The 18,405-nt window shown below is 67.5% G+C and carries 8 protein-coding genes; 6 read left to right on the top strand and 2 right to left on the bottom strand.

What is annotated here, in order from left to right:
- Positions 1-81 precede the first annotated feature (81 nt).
- The 4 genes from hfq to ACLP25_RS16380 all read left to right on the top strand — a co-directional run bounded on the left by hfq (position 82) and on the right by ACLP25_RS16380 (position 6,252).
- Positions 82-336 (top strand): RNA chaperone Hfq, encoded by a 255-nt coding sequence (gene hfq, locus ACLP25_RS16395; protein ID WP_113889694.1) that lies wholly within the window; start codon positions 82-84, stop codon positions 334-336.
- Position 337: 1 nt separating this feature from the next.
- Entirely contained in the window at positions 338-1,693 is a 1,356-nt protein-coding gene (gene hflX, locus ACLP25_RS16390; RefSeq protein ID WP_442470249.1) for a GTPase HflX, read from the top strand.
- Between the two features lie 772 nt (positions 1,694-2,465).
- Positions 2,466-5,612 carry an ATP-binding protein gene (locus ACLP25_RS16385; protein WP_442470248.1) on the top strand — a complete coding sequence of 1,049 codons (3,147 nt, stop codon included), beginning with the start codon at positions 2,466-2,468 and terminating at the stop codon, positions 5,610-5,612.
- A gap of 154 nt (positions 5,613-5,766) precedes the next feature.
- The gene (locus tag ACLP25_RS16380; protein WP_442470247.1) at positions 5,767-6,252 is read left to right on the top strand and encodes a hypothetical protein; all 486 of its coding nucleotides are present in this window, start codon (positions 5,767-5,769) and stop codon (positions 6,250-6,252) included.
- 717 nt (positions 6,253-6,969) lie between these two features.
- Here the strand turns inward: ACLP25_RS16380 and ACLP25_RS16375 are convergent.
- A complete protein-coding gene (locus tag ACLP25_RS16375) occupies positions 6,970-7,743 on the bottom strand; it encodes a class II aldolase/adducin family protein (RefSeq protein ID WP_442470246.1) in 774 nt (257 codons plus the stop codon).
- Between the two features lie 229 nt (positions 7,744-7,972).
- Here ACLP25_RS16375 and ACLP25_RS16370 point away from each other — a divergent pair, with 229 nt between their 5' ends.
- Positions 7,973-9,496 carry a malonate--CoA ligase gene (locus ACLP25_RS16370; RefSeq protein ID WP_442470245.1) on the top strand — a complete coding sequence of 508 codons (1,524 nt, stop codon included), beginning with the start codon at positions 7,973-7,975 and terminating at the stop codon, positions 9,494-9,496.
- A 212-nt stretch (positions 9,497-9,708) separates the two neighbouring features.
- Here the strand turns inward: ACLP25_RS16370 and ACLP25_RS16365 are convergent, their stop codons facing one another.
- Positions 9,709-17,832, bottom strand: coding sequence for a hypothetical protein (locus ACLP25_RS16365; RefSeq protein WP_442470244.1), 8,124 nt, complete (start codon positions 17,830-17,832; stop codon positions 9,709-9,711).
- A gap of 246 nt (positions 17,833-18,078) precedes the next feature.
- Between ACLP25_RS16365 and ACLP25_RS16360 the strand changes: the two genes are divergently transcribed.
- Positions 18,079-18,405 (top strand): hypothetical protein (locus ACLP25_RS16360; protein WP_442470243.1); only part of this gene is annotated, 327 nt, incomplete at its 3' end.

Here is an 18,405-nt window from a genome sequence, read left to right as displayed (position 1 = left end):
GTTGGGCGTGCGCCACAGAATGGCGCGCATGGCGGTGCAAGACAGGGCTGGGCAAGGGCCCGGTAAAATGGAAAAGACAAAATGCCAACAGAGAAGGCGCAAAACCTCCAGGACACGTTTCTCAATCATGTCCGCAAGTCGAAAACTTCAGTGACGATTTTTCTGGTCAACGGGGTGAAGTTGCAGGGGTTCGTCACCTGGTTCGACAACTTCTGCGTCCTGTTGCGGCGGGACGGCCATTCCCAGCTCGTTTACAAGCACGCGATCTCCACCATCATGCCCGCCAGCCCGATCACCATGTTCGAGGCGGTGGAGGAGGGATCCGACGCCCACTGAGCTGACCGCCGCGGAATCCCGCAGCGCCCTCGACAATCGCGAGCGCGCCGTCGCCTCGGGGACGCGGACGCACGTCGTTTGCCCGTATCTGTCACGCGCCCCTGCCGGCGAATCGGCGGCGCTGAGAAGCCCCGACGCGCGCCGCGAGGAGGCGGTCGGGCTCGCGCGCGCCATCGTCCTCGACGTCGTCGGCGCCGAAACCGTGTCGCTCGCCGCCATCCGGCCGGCGACCTATCTCGGCAAGGGCAAGGTCGAATCGATCGCCGCGGAAACGAAGGCCGACTCGATCGACCTCGTCGTGATGGACTGCGCGCTCTCTCCCGTGCAGCAGCGCAATCTCGAACGGGCGTTCGGCTGCAAGGTGATCGACCGCACCGGGCTCATTCTGGAAATCTTCGGCCGGCGCGCCCGCACCGCCGAGGGCGCGCTGCAGGTCGAACTCGCCCATCTCGCCTACCAGAAGTCGCGGCTCGTGCGCTCGTGGACCCACCTCGAGCGCCAGCGCGGCGGCTTCGGCTTCCTCGGCGGACCGGGCGAAACCCAGATCGAGACCGACCGGCGGCTCATCTCGGAGCGCATGGTGCGGATCGAGCGCGAACTCGACAGCATCAAGCGCACCCGCGCGCTTCACCGGGCGAGCCGGGCCGACGTGCCCTATCCGATCGTCGCGCTGGTCGGCTACACCAACGCCGGCAAGTCGACCCTGTTCAACCGCCTGACGCGCGCCGAGGTGATGGCGGCCGACATGCTGTTCGCCACCCTCGATCCGACCATGCGGCTGATCAAGCTGCCGCACGGCGGCTCCGCGATCTTGTCCGACACGGTCGGCTTCATCTCCGACCTGCCGACCATGCTGATCTCGGCGTTCCGGGCGACGCTGGAAGAGGTCCGTGCGGCCGACGCGATCGTGCATGTGCGCGACATTTCTCATGCCGACAGCGAGGCGCAGAGCCAGGACGTCGAAACGATCCTCACCGAGCTTGGCGTCGCCGACCGCGCCGACCGCGTGATCGAGGTGCTAAACAAGCTCGACCGGCTCGACGCGGAGGCGCGCGCCGGACTGGCCGAGACGCAGGCCACGCGAAACGCCACCCCGCTCGCCGTCTCGGCGCTGACCGGCGAGGGGATCGACCGGCTCATCGCCGCCATCGAGGAGCGCCTGGCGCGCGGCCGCTCGCTGATCGAGCTGACGCTGGATCCCGCCGACGGGCAGGGCCTGCACTGGCTCTACGAGCACGCCGAAGTGATGAGCCGCTCGGACGAGCACGACGGCCTGCGCCTCACCGTCCGCGTCGCGCCCGACCAGGTCGAGCGGGTGAAGCGGCGGTTCGCGGAGACGGCGGGCAGGGCGGGCTGACGGGGGATGACGTCCACCAATCCGGCGGCGCGCCATGACGGCTTGGCCTGCAGCCGCGGGGCGGAAGCCCGCAACCATTACCAATCCCGAATCGAGCCATTCCAAGGGGTTGCGGCGGATTTTCCGGGCGTCGGCGCCTCCCCGGCCGTGGCCGGCGCTCCTGTCGGGCAGGGTCGCTGACCCCGCCGCGGCGCGGTCAACGATCGCGCCCTACAATGCGCTTCGCGCGGATCGGAGAGCCTCAACGACGCGCTGGCCGATGCTCGCGCAATTCTGGCAGTGACTCCATCATATCAAGGACATAAGCGCACAAACCTGTCACAAATTCATCTGAGCGCGTGGCATAGAACACAATAAATACGTTCAACACGCCTTGCAGCGGCCGCACCGCCCGCTCAATGCAGCCAAATCTCAAACAGGAGAATTAAACATATCATACTTTCTCTTTTTCGGAAAATATTTCACCCGCCGCTCCGGTTAACAAATCGAGACAGAGTTAACCTCCAGCCGTCCTTCGCAGGGTCCTGCGGGGGGGGCGCCGTCGCCGACCAGACGCAGAGGCAATCGCCGAGAGCGACCGGAGGCGGCCACGGTGGCATAAGGGTTGCGAGACGCACAACCGAAATTGCGCCTTTCTTCCAATGTTGTGCTAGTCTCCAGAGTCTTTTGTGCAATGACCTTATGAATCGTGTCCCAGGGCGCCCGATAGGGGGCCTTGCCATTCTCGACGATCGTTGGAATTTTGAGCGCGTCAGCGCCGGAGAGCCGGGCCTTGGAAGCAGAGCGCCGTCAGGTTGTCGTTCTCTTCGCGGACATGGTCGGCTTCACAACGTTTTCTGAGCGCTTCGGCGAAGAGGCTGCGTTCGGCCTGATCCAAAGACTGTCGCGCGTGGTCGAAGCGGTGGTTCAGGCCGAGGGCGCCCGGATCAAGGACATCGCCGGCGATGGGGTGATGGTGGTGTTCGGCGTGCCGGTCGCGCAGGAGGACGCGCCGCTCCGGGCGTGCCGGGCGGCTCTCGCCATCCTCGAGAACCTCGAGGGCGAATGGGCCGAGATCGAGCAGAAATTCGGTTTTCGCGGCGACGTGCGGATCGGGATCAACGCGGGGCCGGCTGTGTTCGGCCATTTGCAGGCGGGCGGCGCGGCCGGTCTCGCGGTCCTCGGCGACACGGTGAACCTCGCCTCCCGCGTGCAGGGGCTGGCGGCGCCCGGAACGGTCCTTCTCAGCGAGCACGCGGCTCGTCTCGTCGAGGGATTGGTCGAGGTCGAGTTTGTCGGAGACCATCCGATCAAGGGGCGCAGCGCAACCGAAAAGGTCTATCGGCTCAAGGCCGTTCGGAGCGACGCATCGCGATTCGACGCCTCGCGCACTCATGGGCTGACGACGTTTGTCGGACGCGAACGAGAACTCGGCGGACTCGAAAAAGCCCTTCGCGAAATCGGCGGCGGCGTTCGCGCGTTTGACATCGCCGGCGAGCCCGGCATCGGGAAGTCGCGGCTGCTGCATGAATTCCGTGAGCGCGCGGACAAATATCGGGCGCTCGTCTTGACCGGGGGGTGTACGTCCGAGGGCCGCGAGACGGCCTTCCGCGCCTTCATCGACGTCGCGCGCGGCCTGTTGCGCATCGCGCGCGGCGACAATCGCGCGACGATCGAGAATAAGGTCGACGAAGGCCTGCGGGCGCTCAGTCTCCGGACGGACGAAAACTGCGGGCTTCTCCTCAACCTCTTTGGCCACGAGCCCTCAAATAGCGCCCTGGCGGGGCTGGACGGAGTTTTGATCGGACTCCGAACCCGCGAGGTCTTGCGCAGGATCATTCACGCGCGCGCGAGACTCGCGCCGCTCGTCCTCGCCATCGAAGACACCCACTGGATCGACAGCGCCTCGGAGCAATTGCTCGCGAGCGTCATCGCGACCGAGACCTCGGTCCCGCTGCTGCTGCTTTTGACGCGACGGCCGATCTATTCGCCGCCGTGGCTCGGCAAGGCCCGGGTGGTCGAGATCGCGCTGGATCCGCTTTCGGATCGCGAGACCTCCCGGATTGCTCAGGCGAGGCTCGGGGTCGAGCGCCTTCCTGACGCCCTCTACGCGCTGATTGCGGAAAAGGCCGAAGGAAACGCCCTGTTCGCCGAGGAAATCGTGGCGTTTCTCATGGAGAGGCGCATCGTCTCCTTCCGCGGGAACGTGGTCGAGTTCGACGCCGAGGCGGTCGGCGTGGCGCTGCCTCAGAGCGTTCAATCGATTCTCGCCGCGCGCGTCGATCAGTTGCCGCAGGAGGCGCGCCGTCTCCTCCAGACCGCCGCGGTGATCGGGCGCAGGTTCGACCCGCATGTCGTGCTCGCCCTGACCGACGGCGGCGATCGTCTCGACGCCTATTTCGCCGACCTCGAGGCGCAGGATTTCATTCATCGCGACGAGGCCTCGGGCGTCTACGTCTTCAAGCACATCCTCCTGCGCGACGCGATCTATGACGGGCTGCTCAGCGCGCAGCGGGTCGCATTGCACCGGAAAGTCGCCGAAGAGCTCGAGCGGCGGAGCAGCAATTCGCTGCTCGAGCGGGCCGAGTCGTTGGCGCAGCACTTCGCCGCCGCCGAGGATGCGCCGAAGGCGTTCCGTTACCTCGTCATGGCCGCGCGCAAGAGCCTGAATGTCTATGCGATCCCGGAAGCGGAAAGCGGCTTCCGGAAGGCGTTGACGATTCTGGAGAGCGGCCTCGCCAGCGTCGCCCCGCGCGAGGGCGCGTCCATCGTCGTCGGCCTGCTCGAGACGATGATGCTGAAGAGCGACTATCGGGAAGCCGGACGAATCGCCGAGACCTACATGCCGGTCGTGAAAGCGGCGGGCGAAACGCCTGAGCTCGTCGTCGCCTATTACTATCAGACGCTTTCTCTCGTGCAGCGCTATGAACTTCGCGCCGGCCTTGAGCTGATGACGGACGCCCTCGCTGTCGCCGAAAAAATCGGCGACCCGCGGGCGCTCGCATTCGCACAGGCCGGGTTGCTGCATTGCCGGACGCGCCTCGGGCTCGACACGCGTGAGGAGGCCGAACGACGCCGGAAGGACGTCATGGAGAGCTGCCTCAGCCTCAACGACAACTTTTTACGGAATTCCGCCTATTTCTTCGTGGTCTGGGATTGCCTCTATCGTGGGCTCCTCAAGGAGGCGCGGGCGTTGGCGATCCAGCAGATCGCCTCGGGCGAGGCCACCGGCGACCCGCGCGCGATCAGCTTCGCCAACTGGATTCTCGGCTGGATCAACGTTGTCGCGGACTCTCCCGGCGAAGCGATCGCCTATGCCGACGAATGTCTGCGCCTCGCCGTCGCCCCGCTCGACCGGCTCCAGGGCGAGAACATCAAGACGGTCGCCGCCATCCTGTCGGGCCGCGGGCGCGAAGCGCTGCCGCGGATCGAAGCGCTCAACCTCGAGTTTGAGCGGCTGGGAACGCTTTACAATATTCTCGACGGTCCGCGCGGCGTCGCGCTAATCGAGACCGGGCGCATTTCCGAAGGTGTGCGCGTCATCAAGCAGTCGATCGCTGCGCGCGAGGCGGCCGGCGACCGGACGGCCGCCGGATTTTTCCGCCTTCTGCTCGCGGAAATCTACATCCGGATCCTGAACGGAGGCCAGCGGCCTCCACTTGGGGTCATCCTCCGAAACCTGCCGACCCTCGTGGCGGCGCGGCTGCGGGGCGCCCGCCGGGCGAGCGCGCTCATCGAGGCGACCGCCTCGCATCCGCAATTTGACGCCGAGGGCGTGGCCTTCGCCAGAATCGACTTCAACCGCGGTCAGCTCTGGCGGCTGCGCCGGCGGCCAGCTAAGGCGCGCGCCTGTTTCGAGCGCGCCTGTCGCGCCGCCGAGGCGCAGGGGCTCGATGCGCTCAGGCGCCGCAGCGAAGAGGCGCTGGCCCTGCTCGCCTGAGGAATTGAGGACCTTAGAAAATTCGCATCGCGGCTGGGAAAGTCCATTGCGGGTCCGTTCGGCGGATGCTAGCTTTTCAATGTTCAAGGTTTTGTTTTTCCAAGTCTATTGTTCAGACTATTGGGAAGATGGTCTCGCGCTGGGTACGACGCGAATGCCGATCTTTGACGTCATCATTGCCAAGGAGGCCGTCTGGCCGGTCGAGGCGCCTTGGCCGTTGCGGCGCGCAAGCCTTCTGCTTGCACGTTTTCGCGCCTGCTTTCCGACGATCTCCTACGACATCTACTGGGAAACGCGCCTGATGAACGCCCAGGCGTACATCGGCGAGAAGGGCCGCTCGGTCCGCCTCTACGGCGGCCTCGGCCGCCACCGTGAGGTCGGTGTCGAGGGCATCGCCTTTGCGCTCGCGCACGAGACTGGCCACCATCTCGGCGGCCCGCCGCACCACGAGTTCTACACGACCATCAGCAGCGAAGAGCGCGCCAACGAATGGGCCGAAGAGACTGGCTTGCCGGTCGTGTTCGGAGACGAGGTCGCGCGCCGCTATGTCCGCCGCGGCCTGGCGCAATTGGCCGCAGTCTGGAAGAAATATCGCGAACGTTACGAGACCATGCGGGAAGTTGAACAAGCCCGCGGGTAAGCGCTACATATAAAGGCAGGAGGGCGCGATGGGTATGTTGTTTAATACACCTGATACAATTGAAATGTGTAGGCTGGCCCACGCAGCGTTTGCTGCGCATTGGGCAACTTTCCAAGGGGCGCCAAGAACCTATGAGCCGATTTTTCGAGCTTTGGGTACCGGCGGCGTCAGTTCATATACCACTCTTAGTGGTAGACCATTACTTCTTACTCATCCAACAAAAAACTCCAGATGGCAAACCTGGTTGGGTCTCTTGGACACTGCCGGGGTATCACAAACTATTTGAGGACATATAGCGGATGCGATCCACAACAATGCGCGATACTCTGGTGTTGAATTCCACCTTCTTCCAGATGCCAATATAACGGCAAGCCAGTTTGATTTACCAGATCAAGATCCAACTAGAGTTCCTGGTACGACATACACGAGTGTCATATTAATAAAAACAGTTACTTGGGATAACGTCCATCCGTAGTCGTATCGTATGTGGAGGCCGAACTCTTAGCGCCTATAAGTAGTGGCGTCGTGCAGCGACTCGACGCAGTTCGTGGCGCGGCGCAACGTGTATGACCACAAACAGATAGGGCATCTAAAAAGAGCGGTATCCCCCGGGCAGGCGATGGTCGATCCTCCTTTGGATGTGGTGAGGTCGATCAAATCAAATCCTAAGCTCGGTCTCGGCTACCGCTCCGTACTGCGAGATATGGCTCAAGAGCCTCACGCCTTGCGCTTCCGCGCGACGCGCTTCCCCTTGGCGGGGGCGCGCGCTGCGCCCTTGCTCTTCGGCTTCGCCTTGGCGGGCGAGGCAAATTCGGCGGCCAGCGCCTCCACCCGCGCCTCGATGTCGGCCCCCGAGGTTTTTAGACGCTCGCCGATGCGGAACGCCTCCTGGTCCGACAGCACCCGCGGCCGTCCGACCGTGAGCGCAATCGCAGTGAGCCGGGCGAGAATCTCGAGTTCGAAGGCGCGAGCGAGGGCGGCGTGCAGCGTGCCGCCGGTCGTGAGCGCGCCGTAATTGCCGAGCAGCGCGGCATGGCCGGCCCCGAGCGCCTCGAGCGCCAGCTCGGCCAGGTCCTTCGAGCCCATCGGCGCGTATTTGGCGCATTTGATCTCGGCCGCGCCGAAGAGCGCGATCATCGGATGGGCGGCCGGGATCGCCTTGTGCGCCATCGCGAGCGCGGTAGCGTAGGGCGACTGGAATCGCACGACGGCGCCGACGTCCGGACGGGCGCGCGCGATGTCGAGATGAATCCGCCATTCGCTGGCGGGCTTCGACGGTCCCTTCCAGGCCCCGTATTCGCCGGCGAGCGGCATCAGCGCCAGCATCGACGGGCGAAGGGCGCGATAGGGCGCGCCGCTCGGCGTGATCAGGATCGTGTCCGCAAAGCGGGTCGAAATGTCGCCGCTCGACGCGCCGCCGAACCCGGCGTCGGCGATCCGTCCCGCCGTGACGACGATCGCCTCCCGCAGCGCTTTCTCCGTTGTCGCCATGCCCCTCGCCTCGTCCGCCATTGCGCCGACTTACGCGCCCGCGACCGGGTTTGACAAGGAGAATGGACCTTTGTGGTCGATCGGAGGGTGCGCGTCTCGCGCTCCGTGGGCGGCGATACGCCGCCGCTCCGATAGAGCGGGAACCAATCGCGCCTCTGCTTGAGGTGAGATAAATTGCCCGGACAGGCGGTCCCGGGATTCTGCCCGGGGGCCGAACATCGAGGACGCCGTGCCGCACGTTTCAGCAAACCTGTTCGACCTCATTGTCGCGCGCGCGGGCGAGCCCCGCCAGATGGCGCTCGAGACATCCGACCCGACGGCCCTGACCTACGCCGCCTTGTTCGAGCGGTCGGCGCGGGCTGCGAACGCGCTCGTGAGCCTCGGCGTCGAGCCCGGCGATCGCGTCGCCGCCCAGGTCGACAAGTCGACCGACGTGATCGTGCTGGCGCTCGCGTGCCTGCGCGCCGGCGCGGCGTTGCTGCCGCTCAACACCGCCTACACGCTCGCCGAACTCGAGTATTACTTGAGCGACGCCCAGCCGGCGCTCACCGTTTGCCGGCCCGCGTCGCTCGCCGCCGTGCGGACGCTGACCCATCGGCTCGGCCTCGCGGCGGCCGAGAGCCTCGGCGTCGCCCATGATGGGACCTTCGCCGAGCGGATCGCGGCAGAGCCTCCGGAATTCGAGACGGTTCCGCGCGCCGCCGACGACCTTGCGGCGATCCTCTACACCTCTGGGACAACGGGCCGCTCCAAGGGGGCGATGCTGACGCATGAGAATCTGTCGTCGAATGCGCTGACGCTGGTCGACTTTTGGCGGTTCGGCGCCGCGGACCGGCTGATCCACGCGCTGCCCGTCTTCCATACCCACGGGCTCTTCGTCGCGATCAACGTGGCGCTTCTCGCCGGCGCCACGATGATCTACCAGAACCGATTCGACCCGGACGCCGTGATCGCCGCCATGCATGGCGCAACGTCGCTGATGGGCGTGCCGACCTTCTACACGCGGCTCCTCGATCATCCGGGCCTGACGCGGGAGGCCTGCGCGGGCATGCGGCTCTTCATCTCCGGTTCGGCGCCGCTGCTCGCCGAGACGCACGCGGCGTGGCGCGAGCGGACCGGCTTCGCTATCCTCGAGCGCTACGGGATGACCGAGACCAACATGATCACGTCGAACCCCTATGACGGGGAGCGCCGGGCGGGGACGGTCGGCTTTCCGCTTCCCGGCGTCAGCGTCCGGATTTCTGAGGCGGAGACCGGCGCGCCTGTCCCCGCCGGCGAGATCGGCGTCATCGAGGTCAAGGGGCCGAACGTCTTTCGCGGCTACTGGCGCATGCCGGAGAAGACGGCGCAGGAATTCCGCCCCGACGGCTTCTTAATCACCGGAGACCTGGGGCGGATCGACGCCGACGGCTACATTCACATCGTCGGCCGCGCCAAGGACCTCGTCATCTCCGGCGGGTTCAACGTCTACCCCAAGGAAGTGGAGGGCGAGATCGACGCGATCGACGGGGTGCTGGAGAGCGCGGTGATCGGCCTTGCCCATCCCGACTTCGGCGAGGGGGTGACGGCGGTGGTGGTCACGCGTCCCGGCGCGACGGTGACCGAGGCGGCCGTGCTTTCCGCGCTCGACGGCCGGCTGGCGAAATTCAAGGCGCCGAAGCGGGTGTTCTTCGTCGACGCGCTGCCGCGCAACAGCATGGGCAAGGTGCAGAAGGCGCTTTTGCGCGAGACCTACAAGGATACGTACCGCTGACGGGACCGGCAGGGGCGCTGCGAGCTTGAGAGCAAGATAACGCAAGCTCGCGCCGGCGTAGCCTCACCCGGCGGCCTGCGGCCGCTTCCCTCTCCCTGTGGGAGAGGGGCGGGCGGGCGCCGCCGATCCCTTCCCCCTCCGAGGGAAGGTGGCCAAAGGGCCGGATGAGGGCGCCGCGCGATTCGATCCCCATTTGTTTCGCTAAAAGAGCTTCAGCCGAGCCGGCCGGAGGCATGGGCGAGCAGCGTGTAGACCTTTCCGGTGTTCGACAGCAGATAGGCGCGCCACTGCGACCCGTCGCGGTCGTTCTGTTCGACCTTCGCCAGCAGGCGCTCGAACTCCTGCACGTAGCGCGTGACCGTCTCGCGGAACTGCGGTTCGGTCTTGTAGCGGCGCTGGATTTCGTCGAACGCCTGCTGTCCGGCCTCGGTGTAGAGCCGGCGTGAGACGGCGGAGGGGTCGCCGCGACGCCAGCGATCCCAGGTTTCGGCTGCAGCGGCGCTATCGACGAGGCTGGCGATGCTCTGCGTCAGGGCTTCGAGTGACTCGGGCGCTTGCGGCGCCGGGGTGTTGGGCTCCTCGCGCGACGCTGCGGCGAGCAGATTCGACAGCCAACCGGACTGCGATCTGTCGGTCGACGGGGTCGGCGGCAGGGGATGCGGCGCCGGCTGCACGGGATGCGGCGCCGACTGCACAGGATGCGGCGCCGGCCACGACGGGCTGGTGTCGAAACGGAAGGCGGGCTTTTCGGAACCGGCGACCGGTTCGGGCGGCAGGATCACCGGCTCGACCACAGGCGGCGGCGCAGGTTCCGCGGCCTTCGCCACGACGGTCGTGCGCGGCGCGGGCGCTTCGGTCCGGCGCGGCGCCTCGGCGGCGCGCGCGACCGGCTGGTGGACGCGCGCCCGCGCAGCCGCAGCCGCAACCGCTTGCGCCGGCTCGGCGACGTCGAAGTCGACGCCCGACTCGGAGACAAGCGCCGCAAGCTCCTTCAGCGCGCGGATCTGGTCCGAGACGACGCGACGCATCGCCTCCGCCGTCTCGCTCGTCTCCTTCGGGAGCTCGAGCACCCCGCGCTTGAGCTCCTGCCGGGTCGAATCGAGCTCGCGCTGGACCTGGCTCGCCATCTCCTTCACCTCCGCCACCGATTGGCGGAACCGTTCGGCCGACTGATCGAGCGCGGACGAAAGATGGGCGTTGGTCTGGTCGATGGCCGCCTGGAGGCTCTGCGCGGTCTTCTCGCGCTCCTTGGCGGCCTGGTCGCGGATCGACTCGAACTGTCCGGCGACCGCGACCGAAGCGCCTCGCGTCGCGGAACTCAGCGTCGCGCCGATCTCCTGCGCGCGCGCCTGCGCCCGGCCGAAACTCTCCTCGACGTTCGACGCGAAGCGTTCCAGAACCGCGTCGAACGCGGCGCTGCGCTGCGACAGGTCGCCGATCAGCCCTTGCAGGCTCTGCTGCCGATGCTCGAGCGCATGGTCGATCGAGTGCTGTTGAGCCGACAGCTCCTGCGCCGCTTGGGACAGCGCTTCGGCTTGCTCGGACAACTGATGCGCGAGAGCGCTGGCGTCGGCCTGGGTGGTCGTGCTGAGGCGGCCGAGCGTCGCGACCTGGGAGGCGATGCCTCCCAACGCGCGCTGGAACTCCTCGACCCGGGCCGCCAGTCCACTCTGGACTCCGGAGAGGCGCTCTGCGGCGCCGGCCACGGTCTCGTCGATGGCCGAACTCGTCTTGCCGAGATTGTCGATCACCAATCTCAGCTCATTACGCAGCCTGTCGCCCGCGCCTGCAAGCGCGCCGACCGACCGATCCGCGCTCAGCGCGACGGAGTCGGTCAGCGAGGCGCTCGACGCTTCGACCTGTTCGGTCATCCGCTTCAAGAGCCCCTCGATCGTCTCGCTCGATCGCTGCGCGGCCTCTTCGGCGGCGCTGCGGAGGGTCTCGCTCGAATTGAGAACCTCGGCCCGCACTTGCCCGGCAAGCGCGCTGAGCGCGCGCACCGGGTCGGCGGCCGCGCCGTTCACCGCCGTGATCAAGTCGTCCGTGCGACGCGTCAGGAGCGCCGCCAGCCCAGCCATCTGCTGGTCGAGTGCGAGGATCGCGCGATCCCCGGCTTCGGCGATCTGGCCGGACACGTCCTGGCCGCGATCGCCGAGCGCCGAGAGGACCCGGTCGAGCGACTCGGCCGCGCGCTCTCCGGCGAGGGCGATCTGGCTCGATACGTCCTCACCGCGGCCGCCGAGCGTCGCGACGACCTGGTCCAGCGAATGCGCAGCGCGTTCTCCGGCGCTGGCGATCTGGCTCGACACGTCCTGTCCGCGGCCGCCGAGCGCCGCGACGACCTCATCGAGCGCTTCGGCCGCGCGTTCTCCGGCGCTGGCGATCTGCCTCGACAAATCCTGGCCTCTGCCGCCGAGCGCCTCGACGACCTGGTCCAGCGACCGCGCAGCGAGTTCGCCGGCGCTGGCGATCTGGCTCGACACATCCTGTCCGCGGCCGCCGAGCGCCTCGACGACCTGGTCCAGCGACCGTACAGCGCGTTCGCCGGCGATCGCGATCTGGCTCGACAAACCTTGGCCGCGGCCGTCGAGCACGGCGACGACCTGGTCGAGGGCCTCGGCCGCGCGCTCTCCGGCGCTGGCGATCTGGCTCGACACGTCCTGTCCGCGGCTGCCGAGCGCCTCGACGACCTGGTCCAGCGACCGCGCAGCGCGTTCTCCGGCGATGACGATCTGGCTCGACAAACCCTGGCCGCGGCCGTCGAGCGCCGCGACGACCTGGTCGAGCGCCTCGGCCGCGCGCTCGCCGGCGGTGGCGATCTGGCTTGATAGATCCTGGCCGCGGCCGTCGAGCGCCGCGACGACCTGGTCGAGCGCCTCGGCCGCGCGCTCTCCGGCGCCGGCGATCAGGTTCGACACATCCTGGCCGCGGCCGCCGAGCGCCTCGACGACCTGGTCCAGCGACCGCGCCGCGCGCTGCCCCGCGTCGGCGATCTGGCCGGCGACGGACGATCCCCGGTCGCCGAACTCCTCGGAAATGCGGTCGAGCGTTCTGAGAGCGCGCTCGCCTGCGTCCGCGATCTGACTGGACACGACCAGGCCCTTGTCGGCGACCGAGCCCTGGAGACGCTCGAACGTCTGCGACACGCGTTCGCCGGCCTCGGCGACCTGGTTCGACACGTCCCGGCCTTGGTCGGCGAGCGAGAGGGCGACGCGCTCCAGGGTCTGCACCGCTCTCGAGCCGGCGGCCGCGATCAGGCCGCTGACGTCGTCGCCCTTTTCCCCGAGCGCGGTGACCAGCTCGGCGCCCTTGACGTCGATGACCCGGTGCAGTTCGTCGACGCGCGATCCAATCGAGGCCGCGAGTTCGCCGCCCCGGGCGGCGAGGTTCGAATCCGCTTCCGCCGCCGTTCGGGCCAGCGAAGAGTTCATCGCTTCGATACGGGCCGCAAGACGGACATCGATCGCCCCGGCGCTGCGGTCGGCAGCCTCCGCAAGGCCGGAAAGCCGGGCGTCGGCGACGCGGGCGCTTTGATCGACAGCTTCGGCGAGCGCGGTGAGCCGCGCGTCGAGGTCCTCCGCGCTCCGTCGCGCGGCTTCGCCCAGCGCGGCTGCGTGGCGGTCGAACACGACGTCCATCGAGTCCCGGTGGCCGGCGAGGGTCGCGCCGAGGCTCGAGCGGTTGGTCTCGAACAGTTCCGCCACTTTCTCCGCGTGTTCGCCGACGCGGCGTTCGAGCTCCGTACGATCGGCGTCGAATCGCTGCCCGAGGTCCTGCAACGGCGTAACGACGTGGTCCCTGAACCGTTCGACGCTGGCGCCGAGCGAGCGGGACACGTCTTCGACGCGGCCGCTCAGGTTGACATTGATATCCTCGGCGACGCTCGACAGGGTTCCCGTGAGCTCGGCCACCCGCTTCTGCAGCGTCTCGCCGATTTCGGTGGACTTGGCGTCCAGGCCGAGGATCAGCTCGCGACCGCCCTCTCCCATGGCCCGTGCGGTTTCCAGGGTGTTGCGCGCGAGCGTCTCCGATACGATTCGGCCGCGTTGCGCGAGGCCCTCGTCGATGCGGTCGAGCAGGGTTTCGATTGAACCCGAAACCTCCCGCAGCTTCGTGGTGGCGCGCTCGTCCAGATTTTGGAGCCGCGCTTCGAAGAGCGCCGCCGTCTCGTCGTTGCGGCGGCCGAGCTGCGCGTCGATCGCGCCGCCGCGGCTGATCAGCATGTCCTCGATCGCGCCGAGCTTGGCCGCGAGATCGTTTGCCAGCGCGTCTGAGCGGTCGCCGACCTGTGCGACGAGGTCCCGGGCCCGCCCGTCGATCGCGCCCTCGAAGCGCACGAGGCCGTCGCCCAGCGAGGCCTCGATGCGCTGGGCGTGCGACGCCAAAGCGGAATCGACAGAGTTGAAATGCGCCGTCGAGACCGTCTCGAACTGCCCGAGGCGTTGTGCGGACCTCGACGAGAGATCCTCGAGGTGGGCGCCGAAGCGTTTGTCGAGGTCCTCGCGGCGGGCCTGCATCACAGAGTCGATCGTCTCGATGTGGCTGGCGATGTGGGTGGTCAACTCGTTCGAGTGGGCCGCGATCCGATCGACCACGCTATGGCCATTCTCCCCAACGAGATTGTCGAGCGCCTCCAGATATTCCCGCATGCGTCCTGTCTGCTCGGACAGCGCCTCGACCAGCCGTCGCCCGTGCTCGCCGACGATCGTGTCGAACGCCGTCACTTGCCCGCTCAGCGCGTCGTGAACACCGCCTGCTCCTGCGGCGACCGTTGCGGCAGCCTCGCCCGCCAATTCGACGAAGCGCCGGGTGACCTGCGAGGCTTCCGAATCGAACCGGGCGAGCGACGTCGTGGCGGCCGACTCGATTTGAGATTGCGTAGCGGCGCCCTGCACAGAAATCGCGCCGACGATACGCTGCGTGGAATCGTCGACCAGCGCCTCCATGGCCGCGTTCTGGCTGTCGATGGCGCCGCGTAACCGGGCTTCCTGCGATTCGAATCGTTCCGCCCAACGCTGCGCCGCGCCGTCCAGGATCGCCGTCGTATCCTCGGCGCGTTCGCGCAGCAGCGTGGCGAACCGCTCGCTCGAACTGTCGAGCCGGTCGCCAAAGGCCTGGCCTTGTACGACCACGGTGTCGTGAAGGCGCTCGGAAACGCCGTCCAGGCGTACGGCCAGCGCGGCGCCGTGCAGGAGCACGACGTCCGACAGGCGGGATTGGGTGGCGTCGACGCGATCGATCAGCGCTTCGGCGTCGCCGAAATCGCGGACCAGCGCGCCGCTGGCTTCGATCAGTCTTCCGGCGGCCGACTCGCTCTGAGCGCGAATCGCCTCGACCGTCTCCAGGCCCCTTGCATTGATGCGGCCAACGATTTCGTCCGTGTGACCGTCAATGGCGCCGCGCATCAGATAGGACGCGTCGGCCATTCGGCTTGCGACTTCGTCGCCCTGCGACCGCACGGCGTCCGCCGCTTCCGCGAGCCGCGAGGCCACCGAGTCGCCGTGCGACTGCAAGGCTTCGACGATGTTCGCGCCGCTCGAGTCGATCCGGTCAACCAGGGCGTCGGCGTGGGCGCCGACGGCTCCGCTCGCGCGTTCCGCCGCTTCGGCGACCTTCTCGGCGGCGGCGTCGCCGTTCGTGCGTATGGCGTCCAGAACCTGTTCGTTGCTGGCGTAGAGGCGCCCGATGGCGGCGTCCGCATGGGCGCTGAACGAGCCTCTCGCCCGATCCGCAGCGTCGGCGAGTCGTTCCGCAACGGACTCGCTGTGCGAACGGATGGCGTCGAGGACCTGGTCGTTGGTCGCGTTGATGCGTCCGACCACGTCGTCGGCGTGCGCGCCGAACGCGCCGGACATGGCGAGCGACGATTCGATCATCTGGGTCGCAAGCTCGCCCTGCCGCTCCCTGATCGCTTCGACGGCGCGGTTCGTGCTCGACGCGACCCGGTCGAGAACCTCGTCCGCACGGGCGACGACCGCGCTCGACATCGTGGCCGCGGCGTCGGCGAATTGCGTCGCGACGCTTTCGCCATGGCCGCGAATGGCTTCGATCGCGTCCGAACTCGTCGCGGTGATGCGGCTGACAATGGTATCGGCATGGGCGCCGGAAGCGCCCTGCAGATTCGCGGTGGTTTCGGCAAGCTGCGCGGCCACGCGATCGCCGACGCCCTGGAGCGCGTCGACCGCGCCGGCCCCGCTGGCAGTGATGCGGCTGACGACATCGTACGCATGGGCGCCCGCGGCGCGCGAGAGCTGCGCCGAGGCCTCGGCAAGCTGCACGGCGACGTTGTCGCCGCGTCCCATCAAGGCGTGGACCGCGTCGGCGCTGCTGGTGTTGATGCGCCCGACGACCGATTCGGCGTGAGCGCCTGCGGCGTACGAGAGTTGCGCCGAGGTTTCGGCAAGCTGTGCTACAACACTGTCGCCGCTTCCCTTCAAGGCTTGGACCGCGTCGGCGCTGCTGGCGTTGATCCGTCCGACGACCGAGTCGGCGTGAGCCCCTGCGGCGTTCGCCAGCGTCGCGGCGGTCTCGGAGAGCTGGACGCTGACCGAGTCGCCGATGGCCCGGATGGCCTCGACGGCGTCCCCGCCGCTCGCGGCGAGGCGGCCGGCCACCTCGTCGGCGTGCGCGCCAGTCGCGCTCGACACCGTCGCCGCCGTGTCGACCAATCGCTGCGCCACGCGGTCGCCGTGTGACGCGATTGCGTCCACGGCTTCCGCGCTGCTGGCGGTTATGCGTCCGACCACTTCGTCGGCGTGCGCCTGGACTGCAGCGCGCGCGTCGTCGGCCGCCTCCGCCAGGCGAGCCGTCACGCCGCCGCCGTGCGCTCGTATGGCCTCGACGACGTCGGTCCCGCTCGATCGCAGGCGGTCGACCATCTCGTCGGAGCGCGCGCCGAGGGTGTCCGATATCGCGGCGGAAGTCTCAACCAGAAGATCCACGGTTGCATTTCCGTGCGTCTGAATGGCCTCCGTCGCGCGCGCGCTGCTTTGCTCGACGCGGCTGACGATGTCCTCCGCATAGCCGCTGACCGCGCTACGCGCCCGTTCGGACGTTTCCGCGATCCGTTCGGTCACACGGTCGCCGTGCGCGCCGAGCGCATCGACGAGCGCGGTCTGCGACGCGTTGATGCGGTCGACGAGATTGGCGCCTCGCTCGTCGACCTCGGCCAGCAAGGCTTCGCCGGCCGTCTTGACGCGGCCGTCGACCTGTTCGACCCGAGCCACGATGTCGTCGGCGGTCTGGCGGCTGGTTTCGCGGAGCCGAGCGGCGAGGCTTTCGCCGACGCCCACGATCGAGACCGCGATTTGAGTTCCCTCGAGGGAAATGCGCTCGACCGTGCTCGAACCGGCGCGGTCCATCGAAAGCGCGACTTCCTCGGACGTTGCGCCGAGCGCCGCCGCAAGGCGCTGGCCCGCCTCGCTGAGCCGCTCGCTCAGGCGCTCGCCCGCAGCGTCGAGGTCGCCCGAAATGCTGGTATGCGCGTTGGCGATCGTGTCGCGCACGCGTGAGCCGCTGGCGACGATCGCTTCGCGCTGATCCGCCATTTCAGCGATGAGCGAACGGATTTTGCGCTCGTTGTCCGAATAGGATCGCTCGAGCGTCGAAACCTCGGCCTTCACCCGGGTTTCGAGCTCCGCGGCGCGCGCCAGGGCGCGTTCGACGCCGTCGCCCATCGACGTGAGCTCTCGGCGGATCGCCTGCGACAGGGTCGCGACCTGGTCGCCAGCGACCGTCTCGGGTTCGGCCAGGCGCACCGCGACCTCTGATATGGCCCGCGCGGATTGACGCAATTCGCTCATCCGGCGCGCGAGCGCTGCGAAAGCGAAGAGGAAGAGTATCGGTCCCAGCATCGCGAGCGCGAGCAACGCCGTCTCGGGACGGAACAGCATGTCGGCGAGCCGAGCGGATGCGATCGTGGGCCACAGATGCTGATACGCGTAAAGCCCGCAAAGAGCGACCCAGAGCAGCGAGCCGACGATCGCGATGACGAACGGGGTGCGATTGACCCGCGACCTGTTCAGCGCCTGCAGGATCGCTCCGACCGATTCGCGGTCGTCGTTGGCCGGAGGATTGGCGGTGATCGTCGGCTTAGCGTCCGCGTCAGCCACAGGCGCTGGGCCGGGACGAAGCAGCGGAGCCGTCTCGGGCCCCGGCGCGCTGGGCTTGAGGATGGGACTGGGCGCCCTCGCTTTTGCGGAGTCGGTCGAGGCGGGTGGCGCGGCGGCTTCTTCGGCGGGGGGAGCGGACGTTTCGTCGTCCGTCAGGTTCAAGGCGCTTTCGATCGCGGACATCGCCGCGGAAACCGGGTCCGTCGCCGGGTTGTGTTTTGCCATTTGGACCGCCTCGCTTCATTGGCGTCGATCGCAAGCGACCGACAGACGCGCCAACGCTCTCCTCCGGCTTGGCATCAAGAGCCGACGGAAACGCACGCATTAACCACGTCGCAGTCTAACGCCGGGACTCAGTTATGAAAACCGCGCGGACAGGCGTTCCTTCAAACGTCGTTAACGGTTCATTTACCATGACTTTTCAATCTGTTCAGCTAGGGATTCGCGCAACCGCGCACGTTAGCGGGCGTCGTGAGCGGCTGCGTCGACGGCCTCGAGGAGACGATGCTCGGGAATCGGGAAACCCCGCGGAACACGGAATCCGGCGCTGCGGAAGCGCCCTCCGGAGGGGCGCGCGACCTCGCTCCGCTCGATCTCGCCCATCTGTCCCGGCAGTGCTTTGGCGACAAGAGCCTGGAAATTGAGCTACTCCTGCAGTTTCGGATCCAGTCGCTCTCGATCGCCACGCAACTCGAAGACGGCGCTGCTCGTTCCCCCGGCTCGACGGCCGACCTTGCGCACCGGCTGAGGGGCTCGGCTCTGGCCATCGGACAGATCGGTTTGCGACGGATCGCCGGT

This window comes from Roseiarcus sp. (genome assembly GCF_052145395.1).
Taxonomy (GTDB): Bacteria; Pseudomonadota; Alphaproteobacteria; order Rhizobiales; family Beijerinckiaceae; genus Roseiarcus.
Note: the sequence above shows the minus strand (reverse complement) of the source record. Positions and strands in the feature narration are given on the sequence as shown.

What these genes read in the sequence shown, in the direction of transcription:
- ACLP25_RS16375 (WP_442470246.1), bottom strand. Translation starts at nt 7,743, where the DNA reads ATGGCGACAACGGAGAAAGCGCTGCGGGAGGCGATCGTCGTCACGGCG.
- ACLP25_RS16380 (WP_442470247.1), top strand. Translation starts at nt 5,767, where the DNA reads ATGCCGATCTTTGACGTCATCATTGCCAAGGAGGCCGTCTGGCCGGTC.
- hfq (WP_113889694.1), top strand. Translation starts at nt 82, where the DNA reads ATGCCAACAGAGAAGGCGCAAAACCTCCAGGACACGTTTCTCAATCAT.
- ACLP25_RS16365 (WP_442470244.1), bottom strand. Translation starts at nt 17,832, where the DNA reads ATGGCAAAACACAACCCGGCGACGGACCCGGTTTCCGCGGCGATGTCC.